17 protein-coding genes are annotated in these 17339 nt (G+C 47.0%); 7 read left to right on the top strand and 10 right to left on the bottom strand.

Annotation, left to right across the window (positions count from 1 at the left end; translation table 11 throughout):
* Positions 1-69 precede the first annotated feature (69 nt).
* Positions 70-1239: a 2-isopropylmalate synthase gene (locus tag FSB84_RS12820; RefSeq protein ID WP_130544549.1), complete on the bottom strand. Its 1170-nt coding sequence runs from the start codon at positions 1237-1239 to the stop codon at positions 70-72.
* A gap of 303 nt (positions 1240-1542) precedes the next feature.
* Between FSB84_RS12820 and FSB84_RS12815 the strand changes: the two genes are divergently transcribed.
* The 3 genes from FSB84_RS12815 to FSB84_RS12805 all read left to right on the top strand — a co-directional run bounded on the left by FSB84_RS12815 (position 1543) and on the right by FSB84_RS12805 (position 4167).
* On the top strand, positions 1543-3024 hold the full coding sequence (locus tag FSB84_RS12815; protein WP_317132501.1) for a hypothetical protein: 1482 nt from the start codon (positions 1543-1545) through the stop codon (positions 3022-3024).
* 172 nt (positions 3025-3196) lie between these two features.
* Positions 3197-3685, top strand: coding sequence for a hypothetical protein (locus tag FSB84_RS12810; RefSeq protein WP_130544551.1), 489 nt, complete (start codon positions 3197-3199; stop codon positions 3683-3685).
* 5 nt (positions 3686-3690) lie between these two features.
* Positions 3691-4167, top strand: a complete 477-nt coding sequence (locus FSB84_RS12805) for a hypothetical protein (protein ID WP_130544552.1) — start codon at positions 3691-3693, stop codon at positions 4165-4167.
* A 55-nt stretch (positions 4168-4222) separates the two neighbouring features.
* Here the strand turns inward: FSB84_RS12805 and moeB are convergent, their stop codons facing one another.
* From moeB to FSB84_RS12765, 8 genes are all read right to left on the bottom strand, one after another.
* A complete protein-coding gene (gene moeB, locus FSB84_RS12800) occupies positions 4223-5386 on the bottom strand; it encodes a molybdopterin-synthase adenylyltransferase MoeB (protein ID WP_147122158.1) in 1164 nt (387 codons plus the stop codon).
* Positions 5387-5413: 27 nt separating this feature from the next.
* The gene (locus FSB84_RS12795) at positions 5414-5692 is read right to left on the bottom strand and encodes a MoaD/ThiS family protein (protein ID WP_147122156.1); all 279 of its coding nucleotides are present in this window, start codon (positions 5690-5692) and stop codon (positions 5414-5416) included.
* 12 nt (positions 5693-5704) lie between these two features.
* On the bottom strand, positions 5705-6160 hold the full coding sequence (locus tag FSB84_RS12790; protein ID WP_130544553.1) for a Mov34/MPN/PAD-1 family protein: 456 nt from the start codon (positions 6158-6160) through the stop codon (positions 5705-5707).
* On the bottom strand, positions 6157-7104 hold the full coding sequence (locus tag FSB84_RS12785) for a PLP-dependent cysteine synthase family protein (RefSeq protein WP_130544554.1): 948 nt from the start codon (positions 7102-7104) through the stop codon (positions 6157-6159). Before FSB84_RS12785 ends, FSB84_RS12790 begins: the two co-directional genes overlap by 4 nt.
* Before the next feature lie 286 nt (positions 7105-7390).
* The gene (locus tag FSB84_RS12780; protein ID WP_130544555.1) at positions 7391-7720 is read right to left on the bottom strand and encodes a DMT family transporter; all 330 of its coding nucleotides are present in this window, start codon (positions 7718-7720) and stop codon (positions 7391-7393) included.
* A gap of 70 nt (positions 7721-7790) precedes the next feature.
* Complete coding sequence (locus tag FSB84_RS12775) at positions 7791-9389, bottom strand: L,D-transpeptidase family protein (RefSeq protein ID WP_158643881.1); 1599 nt, start codon at positions 9387-9389, stop codon at positions 7791-7793.
* A 114-nt stretch (positions 9390-9503) separates the two neighbouring features.
* Positions 9504-9926 (bottom strand): SH3 domain-containing protein, encoded by a 423-nt coding sequence (locus FSB84_RS12770; RefSeq protein ID WP_130544557.1) that lies wholly within the window; start codon positions 9924-9926, stop codon positions 9504-9506.
* Between the two features lie 23 nt (positions 9927-9949).
* On the bottom strand, positions 9950-10450 hold the full coding sequence (locus tag FSB84_RS12765; protein ID WP_130544558.1) for a BON domain-containing protein: 501 nt from the start codon (positions 10448-10450) through the stop codon (positions 9950-9952).
* A gap of 316 nt (positions 10451-10766) precedes the next feature.
* On the opposite strand from FSB84_RS12765, the gene FSB84_RS12760 reads away from it, so the two are divergent.
* Positions 10767-11435 carry a LuxR C-terminal-related transcriptional regulator gene (locus FSB84_RS12760; RefSeq protein WP_130544559.1) on the top strand — a complete coding sequence of 223 codons (669 nt, stop codon included), beginning with the start codon at positions 10767-10769 and terminating at the stop codon, positions 11433-11435.
* A 2-nt stretch (positions 11436-11437) separates the two neighbouring features.
* Here the strand turns inward: FSB84_RS12760 and FSB84_RS12755 are convergent, their stop codons facing one another.
* Positions 11438-14605 (bottom strand): sensor histidine kinase, encoded by a 3168-nt coding sequence (locus tag FSB84_RS12755; protein WP_158643880.1) that lies wholly within the window; start codon positions 14603-14605, stop codon positions 11438-11440.
* Between the two features lie 224 nt (positions 14606-14829).
* On the opposite strand from FSB84_RS12755, the gene FSB84_RS12750 reads away from it, so the two are divergent.
* The 3 genes from FSB84_RS12750 to FSB84_RS12740 all read left to right on the top strand — a co-directional run bounded on the left by FSB84_RS12750 (position 14830) and on the right by FSB84_RS12740 (position 17320).
* Entirely contained in the window at positions 14830-15285 is a 456-nt protein-coding gene (locus FSB84_RS12750; RefSeq protein WP_130544561.1) for a sigma-70 family RNA polymerase sigma factor, read from the top strand.
* Positions 15286-15422: 137 nt separating this feature from the next.
* Positions 15423-16025 (top strand): RNA polymerase sigma factor, encoded by a 603-nt coding sequence (locus FSB84_RS12745; RefSeq protein WP_130544562.1) that lies wholly within the window; start codon positions 15423-15425, stop codon positions 16023-16025.
* A 98-nt stretch (positions 16026-16123) separates the two neighbouring features.
* Entirely contained in the window at positions 16124-17320 is a 1197-nt protein-coding gene (locus FSB84_RS12740) for a FecR family protein (RefSeq protein ID WP_130544563.1), read from the top strand.
* Positions 17321-17339: the final 19 nt, after the last annotated feature.

Genomic DNA, 17339 nt, shown 5'->3' with positions numbered 1-17339 from the left:
GTGAGAAGAAAGCGTGGCGCAGACGCGCCACGCGAAAACAAAAACTACATGATTATGAGAAAATACTGCTCACGCTGTTACGGCCACGGCCTGATATTCGTTGGCCAGGGCTTGCAGATCCTCATCGTTTACTTCTTTCTTGCCATCTGCCACATTGAGGAATTGTGCATACAAAACATCGATGTCGTTCCTTGTGTACTGGAATCCGAGCTTATGGAAACGGTGCGCCAATGCGCTGCGGCCGCTGCGTGCCGTGAGCACGATCTTGCTGCCTTCCGCTCCTACTTCATCCGGATTGATGATCTCATAGGTCTGTGCATCTTTCAGGAACCCGTCCTGGTGAATACCGGAAGAGTGTGAAAATGCATTGCTGCCTACGATCGCTTTATTAGGTTGTACCGGCATCCGCATGGTATCGGAAACCAGTCTGCTGAGAGGGTTCAGTTGTTGTGCCTTAATGCTGGTAGTGTATCCGAGCGTATGATGCTGCTTCAGGATCATCACCACTTCTTCCAGCGATGTATTGCCGGCGCGCTCACCCAGACCGTTGATGGTGCACTCGATCTGTCTTGCTCCATTGATCACGCCTGCAATAGAATTGGCAGTGGCCAGGCCGAGGTCGTTATGACAATGGCAACTGATCACTGCCTTATCGATATTAGATACGTTGTTTACCAGGTACGCGATCTTTTCCCCGTATTGGGATGGCAGGCAATAGCCGGTTGTGTCAGGGATATTCACTGTTGTTGCTCCGGCAGCGATCACCGCTTCGATCACACGTGCGAGATACTCATTGTCTGTACGACCCGCATCTTCTGCATAGAATTCCACGTCGTCCGTGTAATTCCTCGCCCATTTCACACATTGGATGGCACGCGCCAGTATATCTTCCCTGTTACTGTTGAATTTACCTTTGATATGAAAATCGGAAGTGCCGATCCCAGTATGGATACGGCCTCTCTTTGCTTTCTTCAGCGCCTCACCGGCCACCTCGATGTCTTTTTGTACAGAACGGCTCAGGGCACAGATAGTAGCATTCCTGATTACCTTACTGATCTCCTCCACACTTTGAAAATCGCCGGGAGAAGAAATAGGGAAACCGGCTTCGATGATATCTACTCCCAGGTCTTCCAGCGCCAAAGCCAGCTCGATCTTTTCTTTGGTATTCAATTTGCATCCTGGGACCTGCTCACCGTCTCTGAGGGTAGTGTCGAATATGTATATCTTTTGATCCGGCATACAATTCAATAGGTGGATTTAGTTTTTAGAAATTTGAAATAGCAGGTTGTTTTACTTTTGTGTTGCTTGCTATAGATAACCGATAAAACAACCTGCTGAACCGAAATTATTCCCATTAATTTGGGGACGGAAATCAAAATTGTACCTATTTTACACTTCTGAGAAGGTGCAAGACGGTCGTAAAACCTTGTCTGTCAAGCACTTTAACGATATTAAACTACGATGCCCAATAGATCAACAGACGCCTTATTTCAACTGATCCACTCACTGGAAAAGTCCGAAAAGCGAAACTTTAAACTGTTTGTGACCAGAAATTCCTCCGGTGAAGACCTGAAAGTGGTGCAATTGTTCGACGCCATGGACAAGATGGAGGAATACGACGAGGCATTACTGCTCAAAAAGAACAAAGACCTCAAAAAACAGCAGCTTTCCAATATCAAAGCTCACCTGTACAAACAGATACTCAGCTCCCTGCGCCTCATAAAGGATGATGAGAATATCGATATTCAGCTACGCGAGCAAATGGACCATGCCCGAATCCTCTATAACAAAGGCCTCTATCTCCAGAGCCTGAAAGTACTGGACCGCATGAAGGAGCTCGCCCGTTACTATAATCAATTCACCTATTTATTGCAGGTGCTCTTCTTTGAGAAAAAGATCGAAGCGTTGCATATCACCCGCAGTATGCAGGACCGCGCCGATAAACTCACTTCCGAAGTGGAAGAAGTGAACCAGCGGCTCGATATGACCAGCAAGCTCAGCAACCTTTCATTGCAGCTCTATAGCTGGTATATCAGGAATGGACATGCGAGAAATGAAAAAGATGAGAAATCGGTGACCAGCTTCTTCGAAAAACATTTTCCCAAAGAAGCGGAAGGGCTCAAAGGTTTTTACGAAAGATTATATCGTTATCAATGCTACTGCTGGTATGGCTTTATCAGGCAGGACCTGCTTACGTATTATCGCTATACACAAAAATGGGTGGACCTCTTCAGCAAGGAAGACCAGATGATCGATGTGGAAACAGCCCACTATATCAAAGGGCTGCATAACCTGCTCAGCGCGCATTTCGACCTGGGGAATTTCCAGAAGTTCAGGGAAGTGCTGGATGTTTTTGAAAAGTTCTCGCATTCGAAGATCGTGGTGCATAATCACAACAACACCATTCAGACCTTCGTTTATCTCAATACCAGCCGGATCAACAAGCATTTCATGGAAGGCACGTTCACGGAAGGATGTGAGCTGGTGCCGGTGATAGAAGAGAAATTGAAAGAGTATAGTTTGTACTTAGACCGTCATCGGATCCTGGTATTCTATTACAAGTTCGCTTCTTTATATTTCGGCGCGGGCCAGTATGAGCAAGCCATCGATTACCTGAATAAGATCATCAACTGGAAAGTGGATCTGCGGACAGATCTTCAGGCCTACAGCCGGCTGCTGCACCTCATTGCCCACTATGAGTTGAAGAATTTCGATCTCCTGGAATATCTTTTCAAATCCGTTTACCGCTTTATGTCGAAAATGGAAAACCTTTCCGTTGTGGAAGAGGAGATCTTCGCTTTCTTACGGAGATCATTCCACGTAACGCCGAAGGATCTGAAAGGTGAATTCGAAAAGCTCCTCAATAAATTAAAACAGCATGAGCGTAACCGTTATGAAACGCGTGCGTTCATGTATCTGGATATCATCTCCTGGCTGGAAAGCAAGATCAGTAAGGTGCCGGTGCAGAATATTATACGGCAGAAGTATTTGCATGCTTCGAAAAGGAAGGCGGTGGAGGAATAGAGATTTGCTATTGCAGAAATTTTATTGACGAAGATTTTTTTGCATTCGAAATGTTTTTCCTTATTTTATAAATATTACATGGACTCAATTTGCTCTGGTGCAAATGATATCACTGACTACTAGAAATCTGCCTTTACCCACGCACAAATTTTGCATAAATTAATCGTTAGTAATGAGCGAACCTCCATTGATGTCCAAAAAGGTAAACAAATCAAATTCAGACGAGATAAAAAGAGATCGTTGGTTCCCTGACTTCATTAGTCAATTGAACGCAGATCACTTCATGCTTGTCACAAATGCAGTATCCGAGGATACAAAAAAGTTTTATGATGCCCTCTTCGATGAGGATGAGGCAACTATGTCTAAGCTTGTTAGACAAAAGTCTTCCATGTCTTTCATCAAGAAGTTGATCTACGATTACCTGGGGGAACTTAAACAAAGAAGTACTCCTGCAAGATTAGCACTGAGTCTGTCAGACTCAAAAATATTGGTTTGGGCAGAGGTCGAGAATGATGATGAAGCAGCAGAAGATGCGCTTCTGCTTGCAGAAGCAAAAATCAATGCAGACTATAGCCAGTACGGATTCTATGTCGATTCTATAATACTTGAAAAAAGAGATAAGATCTCCACTCCTCCTTCGCATTTTCAAACCATCATTTAATTACCGTGGCTTCTTTTGACGGACATAGTCTTCAAGCGAAGAATAATTTAGACTTTTTACTTGCCGTAAATCGCGTTAATAATACGAATTGGGATTGGCAGGTCACAATTGCATACTATATCGGAGTACATATGGTAAATGCGCATATTGTTGGAACAACGAATATGCATTACAGAGCACACCATGAAGTCAAAAATGTATTGTTCAATGATCCATCCATCCCGCAGGATATTTATCTGGCATATGCAAGACTGGAAGGCCTTTCACGAAGAGCGAGATATCTGATTTCCGAAAACAAGAATAACCACAATCAAGGCGATTTTTTCACTTATGATATTCACTTCGCCAAATCAATCAAAAGTCTCGACAAAATAATTGACTACTTCACTCCACTGTGTCAATTAAAGCCTGGCAACCCTGAAGTCAAGTGTCCTTCTCTCAGCAATAAAACACCTATGACAGTGTTTAGAATCGAAAAATAAAAAAGGGCTTTCCAATTCCAATTGAAAAGCCCGATTCTGATTCTTTTGCAGAACATTAATATTTCGTCAGCTCTGGCTGCACCGCATCTATCCAACCCAGAATTCCACCTTTCAGGTTGTAGAGATTATCGAATCCGAATTTTTCTTCCAGCTCACGAATCGCTTTGGCGCTGCGGCCTCCCATCTTACAATGCACAACAACTCTCTTTTCTTTGCTTATTCGATCAGCATTGGCAGCAACAGTAGCTAACGGTATCAGCTCAGCGCCGATATTCACGATCTCATATTCATGCGGCTCGCGTACATCGATGATCTGGTATTGTTCGCCATTCACCTGCCAGTTGTACAATTGCTCTGCTGTGATTTCTTTGATCGGTTTTTCCACTGCTTTCACACCGCAGAACTGTTCATAATCGATCAGTTGGGTGATGGAAGGATGCTCGCCATTCAGTGGATTGTCTTTTCTCCTTGAAATATTGAATGTGCGGCTCCCGAAATTGAGCGCATCGAAAATATAGAACCTTCCGGAAAGCGGCTCTCCAACTCCTGTGATCACTTTGATGGTTTCCAAAGCCTGCAGACTGCCGATGATACCGGGCAATACACCGAGCACACCACCTTCAGCGCAACTGGGCACCAGCCCCGGCGGCGGAGGTGTTGGATAAAGATCCCTGTAATTGGGCCCCAGCTCGCCATTTGCATTGGTATAGTTGAATACTGAAACCTGTCCTTCAAACTGGAAGATAGAAGCGTATATGTTCGGTTTGCCGAGCAATACCGCTGCATCGTTCACGAGATATCTTGTGGGAAAATTGTCTGTGCCATCAGCGATCACATCGTAATCCTTAAGAATGTCCAGTGCATTCTGCGATGTAAGCTGTGTATTGTGAAGAATGATATTGATATGCGGGTTCAGGGCCTCCAGTCTTTTTTTTGCTTCCTCCACCTTCGGCTTACCGATTGCTTCCACACCGAAGAGCACCTGGCGTTGCAGGTTGCTATCGTCCACCACATCGAAGTCCACGATACCGATGGTGCCCACGCCTGCCGCCGCAAGATAGAGCAGCGATGGGCTCCCCAGTCCACCCGATCCCACCACCAGTACTTTGGCGGCTTTCAGTTTCTGCTGTGCTTCCAATCCAAATCCGGGGATGATGATATGCCGGTTATACCTGGCCAGCTCATCTTTTGAAAAACTAACAGGGTTATTGTTGCTCATGGGATGATTTATTTAGGATGATAACTATTATGCATAACCGCCTGCAATGGCCGGCACGATGCTGATCACGGTATCGGTTTTCACAGAGGTTTGCTCCTGCTGCAGGTCCCGGATATCGTCGTTCCCCACGAAGATGTTCACGAAGGAGCGGATCTGCCCCTTTTCATCCAGGAGATGTTTTTTCAGGTCAGGGAAATTGAGCGTGAGCTCGTCTACTGTCTGTTGAATATTTTCTGCTTTCACTTCCAGCTTTGCTGTGTTGTTGGTGAATTTGCGCAGCGGTGTGGGAATGATCACTGTTGCCATGGTTGATGAAATTTATGATTGATGATTGAATACATGATTGGCATTGCTGGCCACTACGCCAACATTTTCCTCATCGAACTGGTCCTCCTCGTTCAGCCTCCAGGAGCGAAGCGCATCGGGCCTTCCTTCCAGCACGGATACGATCACGTAGCTGAACCAGGGTTGCGCCGCTACCCTGTCGTGCTCCGAAGGGATGGCAGGATGATTGGGATGGGAATGGTACACACCCAGCAATTGCAGATCGTTCTCTTCTGCATACTGTTCAGCTTTAAGATAGTCGAGCGGCGCAATGGCAAAGCGGCGGCGCTTATCACCTTCTTTTGCATTGTTCACCACCTGGATCTGAGTGATAGCGCGGAGGCCGCTACTGTCTTCTGTTCCGAAAAGGAAGCCACAACATTCATCCGGGAATGCTGCAATAGCATCTTTCAATATTTCGGCGCGGGCGGAGTTATCGATGATGATCATATGATGTTGAGTTTTGAAACAATTTCACTGTATTTGTCTGCATTGTCTGGCAGGATAGTGACTACCACGCCTGATTCCAATTTTTCTGCCACGCGGATAGCGCCGGCGAGATTGGCGGCGCTGCTGGGACTGAGGCGCAGTCCTTCAAATTTCCAGGCCGCTTTCATGATCTCCCAGGCTTCTTCGGTTCCCACTTCCTGGTTATCATCAGCCACGGAGGGATCGTAGATACCCGGCACCAGTGCGGTTTCCAGGTGCTTCCAGCCTTCGAGGCCATGCAGCGGATTATCGGGTTGCAGGGAAATGAGTTGCACAGAAGGATCCAGCTCCTTCAATCTTCTTCCGGTGCCCACAAAGGTTCCGGTAGTGCCCAGGGCCGCTACAAAATGTGTGAGACCGGGCAACGCTTCTTTGATCTCCGGTGCTGTGGTATGATAATGCGCCTTCCAGTTATTGATATTCTTATACTGGTCTGCGTAGAAATATTTGTGTGGATGGGAAGCCGCCAGTTCACGTGCAGCAGCCTGTGCGCCGTCCGTACCTTCAAAACGCGACGTGAATACGATGGTGGCGCCGAGCGACAGAAGGATCTCCTTTCGTTCTTTACTGGCATTTTCAGGAAGGCATAGCGTGACAGGTATACCCAGCACATGACCAATCTTCGCATAGGCAATACCGGTATTTCCACTGGTTGCGTCCAGCAAAGCAGTATCGCGGGAAAGCTGACCGCTCTCGATGGCATGTTTGAAGATATTGTAAGCTGCCCGGGCCTTTACGCTGCCCGATAATTGCTCCCATTCTTTCTTCGCATACAATTGCACACCGGGTTTTGAAAAGAGTTTGGTAATAGTATGCAGGGGCGTTCGTCCTACCTGGCTACCCAGTAGCTTTACACTTTGCAGCAGCGATGGATCAACATTTGTTGATGCTGTTGAAACGGACATAATCGGCTTTTTTGTTGTTATGAGTGAGCTACGGACGCAGAGGGACATAAAAAAAGCTCCACCGCGTGGTGGAGCTTCACTATGTTGATGCATATTTATATACACTAACTGAACCAAAGGCTATCGCCCACCCAAATAACCCTGGTGCTTTGTTTACAACAACAGCAACAACAAGAATTATTTGAATGATTGATTCGCATCGGTTGATTCATTTCTCTACAAATATAATAGGAAATTACTGACAATTCCTATTCATCAGGTAGACTATCTGTTAAAAAATATTTACTCAATGTTTCGATACAGCCTTGAGCCCTATGATTGAACCAATTAGGAGAAAGATGAATAATAACCGCAAAAATCCTGCGGGTTCTTTGAAAAGGAAGATCCCAACCAGTACCGTGCCTACCGCTCCGATGCCCGTCCAAACAGCATATGCAGTGCCCATGGGCAGTGTGAGCGTAGCCCGGTAAAGCAGGTACATACTGATACTCATCGTGATCAGAAATGCGATCCACCATCCGGTTGACGCAGTTCCCGAGGTTTCTTTGGCTTTACCCATGCAGGTGGTGAAGGCCACCTCAAACAATCCGGCGATAATGAGAATAACCCAATTCATAATTTATTGATTTAGGGATGCAAAGTTCCGCTACCCTGGTATGCGCTGTTTATACAAATGATAAAAACTGCTACTTCACAGCAAAAAGGTGCTCAGCCATTTTCTTATCGTGACCATACACATCATCCCGGAAGTTCAGTCTGCCTTCCCTGTCAACCCAGGCAGTGAAGTAGCCGATGAACACGGGAACGGTCTGTTTAAGGGTAACATATTGTTCTTTCTGGGATTTCATGGCTTTGTCGATGCTGGCGGAATCCCATTTGGGATCGTCCCGCAGAAGGTACTGCGCTAACCGCTTTGGCTCATGCAGGCGGATACAGCCGTGGCTGAATGCCCGCTGGTCCCTGTCGAAAAGGCTGCGGCTGGGCGTATCGTGCAGGTAGATATTGTAAGAATTGGGGAAGAGGAATTTTACGCCACCGAGAGAATTCCAGGGCCCGGGTTTCTGCCGCACACTGTTACCGATCTTTTCCATATGATGCCTGGCGAGATAACTGGGGTCTCGCCTGATCCCTGGCAGTACTTCATTTTTCAGGATGCCCGGCGGCACATTCCAGTATGGACTGAACACCACATATTTGAGATCACCGGAGAAGATCACGGTATTGTGCGCCGGGGTTCCCACCACTACGCCCATATTCCAGGCATATTTCCCATTTTCGTATACATGTAACCGGTATTCCGGGATATTGATCAGCAGGTAATTGGCTGGTGGCTCGGCAGGCACCCAGCGGATCCTTTCCATATTGATAAGGATCTGACGGATGCGGTCGCCCACCGGTTTGTTCATTTCCTTCACCAGTTTGCTGTTCACTTTTCCATCACTGGTGAAACCATATCTTGTCTGATAATTCTTAACGGCCTCTGCCAGTCTGGGCGTGAAACTGGAGCTCGTATCATTGCCTTCGAAATCGCCGGAGGCAAAAAGCCTTCTCTTGATCTGTGTGATCACAGCAGAAGAATCTCCTTCCTTGTACACTTTTTTACCCGGATCTGTGATGGCAGGCCAGCCGCCTTCTTTTTCGATACCATAATATTTAAGCAAATATTCTTTCAGCAGGTTGTATTGCCTGTTTACTGGTTCGTAACGGGACACATCTTTCCCCTTGTTCCTGATCAGGGAATCCAGCAGAGACACAACGTCCACTTTTTTACGGGGAATGAACCAGCCCAGGTCTTTCGGTTGCTGATTGCTGCCGGCCCAGGCGCGGTTGGCGAAACGGAAGAACTGCTCTGTAAGACGCAGCTCGGTATTCATGAGCAGCGGGCTCTTCACGTTGAAGGAGTCCTTGTTGTTCTTGATGGAATCGATGATCCCTTCCAGCCTGGGGTCATACAGGGAGCTGTCACCGGAATAACCGATATAATTATTCTGCATCTCTATGAAAGTAGGCACGTATTCAGCAATGGTACCATCCAGGAACCAGGCGTACTGGTAGTTTCGTGAATTATAAAAACTACGTACCCGGTCAGCGAGCGTATCGTGAAGCTTTTCGGCAACGATATATTTTTCCATGCTGGCGCTGTCGAAGAACAGTTCGCTGTAAGAGTTGGTCTTGTTGATGGTAGTATCCCTGGGAGCTACAGGAGGAGGAGATTTTTCTTTGTTTCCATTGCAGGAATAAAAGATAATGGCCGTTACTGCAGCGTATCGTACAAATCTGTTCATAGGTGCAAATATAAATATCAATTGTATAGAATACCGGTAGGCAAAGCGTATGATCATAAGAGGTAGTTACCGGCCACCCGGGCTTGCCGGGCAGCCGGTAACTACCGGTGATGCTTACTCTACAGGAGTAAGGTATTGCGCTGAGGCATATCCTTCCACGCCCTTATCTGTTTTTATCTCCCACCATTGACCTTCACCCTTGTTCACCAGGGTTACGATCTCATGATGAGCAGCCTTGCCAACGATCGGGTGATCGGTGCCCGGGCCTTTACGAATGTTCAGGTTGGATGAAGTGGTGGTCACTTTCGCTTTGGCTCCGGGAGCCATGGAGGTGACGTTCAGGTTCATGATCAGGTCGGCTGACCTGTAATCAGGATCTAGTTTGGAATAGATGTCCCACAATTTGTCTTTGGCAGCGCCTGTTGGTACATCGCCATCGATATAGAGAACATTGTCCTGTTCCCTAACCTGCAGATTGGTAGCGCCGGAAGTATTGGCGGCATCTACCAATTCCTTGTATTTTTCCTGAAGTGCCATAGTTTGTTCCCTCCTCTGTTTGGTTATTGAATGGTAAGTTTGTTTTCGATCTTTTTAGGCTTCAGTGCATTCAGGCCCATCATGATCTTTTGCAGATCGGCTCTTTTAACAGTACCCGTAAGCGTGATCACGCCATCTTTCACTTCGGATTTTACTGTAGCGAAATCTTTGAGAATGTCATTCACTCCTTTTGTGAGGGGATCATCAGGAGTAACTGTAACAGGTGCAGGATCGGGCATTGGCGGTGGAGCAACGGACAATTGGTTGTTCACTTCCTTGATGCCTTTTACGCCGGCCACTGCTGCGGCAAAAGCAGCTTTGGCATTGTCATCTTTCACTTCACCGGTAAGGGTTGCAACGCCATTTTGAACAGAGATCATGGGGGTGGGGCCTCCATCAGGAATTTTGGCCACTGCTTCTGTGGCTGCCTGCTGCAGGTCGGCGTCTTTAGGTTTGCTCTTACATGATTGCTGGGCAAAGGCCACAAAAAGTACCATTGCCGTAATTGCCATCCATTTTTTCATAATTCGGTGATTTAGATTTTTGCAAAAAAATACCTGTCAACATATTATGCCTAAATATACTATTTTAAACAGTACAGTAATTGTGGCGATACACCTATTATAACACCCTTGATCGGGATCAATTTGTTTAATATAGATTTGTAATCTTTTGTACACAATAGCAGAACATATTACAAAACAGCTTTGAAAACAGTGTTGAAACTCATAATTTGTTTATCTTTAAGAGAGTCTACGAACACAAAAAGCACGCAGTGGTTTCTCTTGCAAAAAGGAAACCACCTGGTCAGCCGGCCAGTTTCCATAAAACCATTACCATATGCCTACTTCTGAGTATTTCTTAATAGCCGAAGACCACGGTCTTACCAACATGGGCTATACGCTCTTTATGGATCTTCATTTCCGCGACAGTAATTATAAAATAGTGAACACGATGAAGGACCTCCAGGAGATCCTGGAGCAGCAGGGGCATCGCTTCACTTTTGCCATCTGGGACCTTGAACTGACCGATGATGACATGACCAATAAGATCGATTTCATCGAGGAAACGGTACAGAAATTCCCTTCCATGTACATCCTGATCGTAACTACAAAGAATAAATTACGTCATGTCAACCAGCTCTATGGAGCGGGTATCCGCGGATTCCTGGTAAAAGACTCCAAAGAAACCGAGATCCTGAATGCGATCCAGACAGTATTGAGCGGACAGATCTTCGAAAGCAAGCTCGTAAAGCAGTACCGGGCCATGAACGGCTCCGATACAAAATCCACCTCACCTGCTGAACCCAATCCCTTCCTCAGTTTGTCCAGAAGGGAACAACAGGTTTTGCGGCAGATCCTGGAGGGACAAAGACTGAAAGATATTTCTTCCGATATAGGCGTAAAGCAAAGCACCATCGCCACCTACAAGCACCGGTTGCTGGAGAAGGTGAACGCGCGGAACATCATCGAACTGCACGAGATGGCGCGGCTCCACAATTTCGTTTAAATTTATTTCCGGGACATTTCATGTAAAGGTGGCAGACCGATGGCAATGATCAGCCCGGTTTCATGCTCCCCCGCCTTGATCTCTATTTCCCCTTTCATCAATTGCACCAGGTCAAAGATGATCTGGTATCCGATATGCCATAATCTATGACCGGAATACACGGCTGATGAATCATGGGAGGCAGAAGCGGTGATCAGTTGTTCACGAAGCTCCGTGTCCATACTGGCGCCATTGTCTTTTACGATCAGTACGGTATAGCCCTGTGTCTGGGAAGCTTCCACTTCTATCACGCCATCTTTCATATTCTTATTGGCATTGAGCACAAGGTTGAAAAGCAGGTGGTGCAGCAGATGCACTTTCGTTTGCATCTGCATATCTTCCGGTACACGGTTGATCAATTCATTATTGCGCCACTGGAAGCGGTCGCCCAGCTCTTCCCTGATCTCTTCCACTACGGCATGTACATCGGCAGGTTCAACGGAAGTGCTATTGTCTGTATCCTGAATATTCGACCATTGGATCAGCTGATCGGAAAGGATCAGCAGGTTGCGGGTGGCATCGTTGATCTCCTTCATCACGGTCCTGATAGTATCCGGGCTCACTTTTTCGAGGTTACGCGAGATCATGCCGGATACTTTTTCGATGGAAGCCACTGGCACGGTAATATCGTGCATCAATACGTGCATCACTTTTGCTTTATACAAATTGGATGCATCCAGCATTGCATTGCCCTCCTCCATCAGCGTGAGCGTTTCAGACAATACCTGATCTTTTTTCCTGCTCACCTTCAATACATTTTTCAGGAATGAGAAATGAAGGGTAACGAAGATGATGAGGCCCATCAGCAGCAACATCGCCAATGCCCAGCACCACCAGGTTTCGTACCAGTAGAGATCGATCCTGAAAGGAATTGCTTTCTCGATATACTTCCCCTCTGCTGCATTGTACCGGCGGATATGCAGCGTATGATCGCCACCGCCGATCCGTTCCTGTTCTGTGACGAGACGATTGCCTTCCACTACTTTCCACTCAGACCGTTCATCGATCCTGTATTCCACGCGCAGGGAGTAAGGATTGCCCCAGCAGGCCTGGTTGAATACCCATTTGAGATCGCGGTCCTCTTTATTGAATTCCCAAACACCTTCACCGGCTGGCTTGATGTATTTGTGATCGGGCGTTTCTGCATAATCGATGAAAAAGGGCTCAGACAAGACTTTGCCGGGAATAGTACCCGGGGAGAAACGCAGCACCCCATTGATGGTTGACAAGAGCAACTCATCTCTCCAACGGGTGAATATCGGCTGTGCGCCTCCGTTAAATTCGTTCGTCATCAATCCCTCCTGCCTGTCGAAATAATCATAATGCAGGATATCCCTGCTGCCGGGATGATCGATGAAATGCAGGAGCAGTGATTTCTGCACCCGGAATAATCCTTTATTGGTAGGCAACCAGATATTCCGGCTGCTGTCTTCGATCAGGGCATGGGTGCTCGACAAATAACTGGTGGCATCCTGCGGAAAAAAGACGACCGTGTCCTTCTCCGGAAGATAGGCGCCAAATCCATGTCCATATGTGCTGAACCAGCAAACAGGATATTGAGGATCTGCAGCCACGAAGCGTGCTTCCATATTACGCGTTTGCGACACAAAGGACCATTGGCCGGTGGCTTCATCCAGTTTCACCAAACCACGTTCGGTTGCCAGGTAGATGAATTTTCCCTTTCGGGTGAAATAACAGGGATGCGGCATTTTGTTACGGGGAGAATGGATGCACACATAATAACGCCCCTGGAAGAAATAGCCCCACTGGTAGGTTTCCATCACCCAGAGCTTTTGCGTGGCTGGGTCCAGCCACACAAAACAGATCCTGTTGTCTTTCCGGCTGGTGTCTGATTTCCTGTAAAAGATACTCGCAGGCCCGCCACCGGGAGGCTGGTATTGTACCGTATTTTCATTGCACCAGTAATATCCGCCGGCGCTATCGAGAACAAAGGGAGAATACATGCTGTTCTTCTCCTGCGTATAAGCGGAGCCGTTATTCACAAGATTGAAAGTGACGCCCCTGCTGGTGAGCAGGCGGTTACTGTCTTTCTGGATCTGCGCATATACGCTGTTGATATTGAGGGCCAGGTCCGGCGCCAGTAACTGTTTGAAATTATTCTTCCTGAAAACGAAAAGCCCTTCCGTGGATGTTCCGATGAAAAGGGTCCGGTGACGCGGATAGAAAAGAATACTGCTGATAGATTTGGGCATTTGCTCAACGGCCACATGGTATGCAGGATAAAGGCCATTGGCATCCGAAGCCAGTACAAACAGTTCCCTGCCTCTGGAAACGATGGCCTGATTGTTCAGCTCATTATAATACAATTGTGTTTTACCAGCTGCAGCTCTAATGCTCTCCAATCTTGTGAATGCGCCGGGAACCGGAACAGGTTGCTCTCCGCGCACATCATAACACACTCCATCCAGCTGGTTATTGAGTATGTAAAGCAAACCACCGGATAAGAAGATGCGGATCGAATCTGATTTGAAGGGTAGTTGCTGGCGGAATCTTATCAGGCTGTCCGAATAGATCAGCAGTTCATGCTGCTTGCTGATCACGGCAAAACGATTATTGGGAATGGCCGTTACGTAATAATCGTACAATGTGGCCAGCCAGTTTTCCTGTCCGGCATAGTATGCTTTCTTTCCGAATGCATGCACCCCGAGCCGCGGGATCTGGTCTGTTGAATGCAGCACTCCGCGGAACCAGACATAGAGGGAATATTGCTGCCAGATCCAGGTGAGCGACTGGTTGATGCTGATATCCTGTGCCCCGATCTTCAGCAGCTGCGAATGAACATTCATAGCATACACGTCTCCGTTATAGGTACGGAAAAGGTTCACCAGTTTATTGGTGAGGAGCGCATTATCATGGTCGTGATTGAAACTTCTGAGAGAGATCCCATTGTAACGGACGAGCCCGCCGAAGGTGGCCAGCCAGAGCATACCCGAGCTGGTATCGATATATTGGGTGATGATGGAATTCTGTGGCAGCCCGCTATTGTCGTTGAGCGTATTCACCAGCAGGTAAGGATCGGGAGAAGAGGTTTGCTGTGATCTAACGTAAATGGGCACACTAATCAGCAGGTACAGCAGTAAGGCTTGGCAAACCCTTGTGGTTACAGACATAGTAGAAAAGGTAAATGGCAATATTGGACAGGTTATTGAAGGAATGAATATAATGAATTCCATTGATTGTAAAGAAAATACTACAATCTGTATTTTAACGTGAAACGTAAGTTTACATTGTAATCCTCCCGCAGTAATCAAGTGGAGGTCCCCAACCAGGTAGTCCTTAAATTTGGAAGTTTTTTTACTGAAGCAAGGAAGATTCTAAAGATAAGGAGAAACCCATGAGCCACCGGAATTCTAATACAGACGAGATCGTACAACAATTCAGATCGGGTAATGCCGACACATTTGCAATCATTTTTCACCAGTTCTATTTAGAGATACTTTTTTTTGCCAAACAAATTTTGGACAGACCCAGGGAAGCTGAAAGAATTGTAGAGAATACGTTTATAGATCTTTGGAAATCACACACACAATTCGAAAACTGGAAAGCCATCAAGGCTTATCTGTATAAAAATGTGAGGGATGCCTGTTTTGGAATGATCGAGATTGGGCAGAAAGGCATCAAGGATGACGGTTTATCCGTTTATGTGTGGCGGGACGCCACCCAGTTCATGGAAAAAGAACTGAGCCGGCCGGGAATATGGAGAGAGCTTTCCTACAATCCCACTGAAAATCTGCCGCCGCTGGCCAAAGAATATTTCCAGCAGCTGAAGCAGGAAAAATTTAAAAACTGAATTCAAACTTTTTTTAGGATAAGGGTTAATGTGTTAATGGAAATGATTAGTAAACCATCCCTGGTATTCTTGCCGGGGATCTTTTTTTTATGCCATATCGGATTTTTTGTGAACTTTAAGCATCACAAAGGCACTGATTGGTTAAGAAATCCCCTGATACCGCAAGAGATCTGATCTCTCAGATCGCTGCAGGCAATGAGTCTGCCTTCAAAACCTTGTTCAATAACTACAGCAAGCGCCTTTTCTCCTTCGCACTGGCCATGACCAAATCCTCCGCCGATGCAGAAGAGATCATCCAGGAATGCTTCACCCGCCTCTGGATCCAGCGGAACCAGCTTCCCGCTATCGATTCCCCCGAAGCCTACCTCTACCGGATGGTCCGTAACCGAACCCTCGATCATCTCCGCAAGATCTCCCGTGAACAAAAAATGATCAACCAGGTCTGGACAAATCTCTCCCAGCCCGATCGCTCACTGGAAGAATTCATCCTCACGCGCGAATACCAGCAACTGATCGATCAGGCCCTGAGCCAGCTCCCTCTTCAAAAACAACAGGTATACCGCCTCAGCCGGGAACAGGAACACTCGCACGAAGAAATTGCAGCCATCACCGGCCTCTCCAAAAGCCGGGTGAACAATATCATCACGGAAACGCTGAAGTTCATCAAAGCGCATCTCGACAAACATTCCGGCGAACTCGGAATGATCTTCTGGATCTATGCCTGGAACCATTTCCGCTGATTGAAATATTTTTTTTCTTCCGCACGGTTATTCAATCATCCGCCATTCGTCAGTATTACAAACCATGTCTGATCCATCGCAGGCAAACTAACAACTGTATGTCAACAACACCAGACAGATTCAATTATCTCTTCTCACGCTATACCAGCAACCAGTGCACCCGCGCCGAGTTGCAGGAACTGTTCGATCAGTTCAGGAAAATGGAACCGGAGTCAGTATATCCTTACATGGATTCGCTCTATGAAAACATTTCCCCGGGGTCGGCAGTGGATAAAATCGACTGGGATGAGCTCTACGAAAAGATCACAGAGGAACAGCAACCTGTAAGAAGATTGTTCACCCTGAAAAAGATCGCAGTGGCCGCCTCGATCCTGGCGATCACCACAACCGCCGCCTGGTACCTGCTTTCACGAAGCGATAAGAACAAGACCAGTCCTCCCTTCATTGCTGCCACTACAGATATTCCACCCGGAAGGGATGTTGCCATGCTCACACTTGCAGATGGCACGCAGGTAATGCTGGACAGTACAGCCAATGGTCATATTGCCGAGCAGGGCGGCATCCGCATCCTCAAACAGGCTGACGGAGAACTGAACTATCTTCCACAGAACGGTCAGTCGAATGCTGCAGGCATGCTCAATACGTTAAGTACACCCAGGGGCGGACATTATCGTTTAACCCTGCCTGATGGCAGCAAGGTCTGGCTTAATGCCGCTTCCTCCATCCGCTACCCGGCTGCCTTCAATAACAAAGAGCGCAAGGTGGAGATCACTGGCGAAGCTTATCTCGAAGTGGCCAAATTCAGGAATCTTCCTTTCTACGTACAATCACCGAACGGCCAGGTACAGGTACTCGGCACAAAGTTCAACGTGAACGCCTATGCGAATGAACCGGTAGTAACCACCACGCTACTGGAAGGGAAGATCGGTCTCACTACCAGTTTTCAGAAAACACCCATGATCCTGGAGCCGGGAGAACAGGCAGTCTATCCGCAGGGCAATAGCTCCCAACCCGATTATTTGAATGAGATCAAAATACAAAAAGCAGATACCGGTCCTGTTATTGCCTGGACGCAAAATGCATTCGTGTTCTCCAATACCAGCCTGGCAGTTGCCATGCGACAGATCGAACGCTGGTATGATGTGGATGTGGTGATGAAAGGAGACCTGGCCAATGAAGCCATCATGGCCAATCTTTCACGAGACATCCCCATCTCACGCGTGATGCATAAGCTCAGCCTCACAGGCCATCTGCATTTCACTATCGAAGGAAAAAAGATTATCGTAACACGCTAAACCCATTCACTGCTGATGA

The sequence above is a fragment of the Pseudobacter ginsenosidimutans genome, from assembly GCF_007970185.1.
GTDB classification, from domain to species: Bacteria; Bacteroidota; Bacteroidia; order Chitinophagales; family Chitinophagaceae; genus Pseudobacter; species Pseudobacter ginsenosidimutans.
This window is presented reverse-complemented; position numbering and strand designations above follow the sequence as displayed.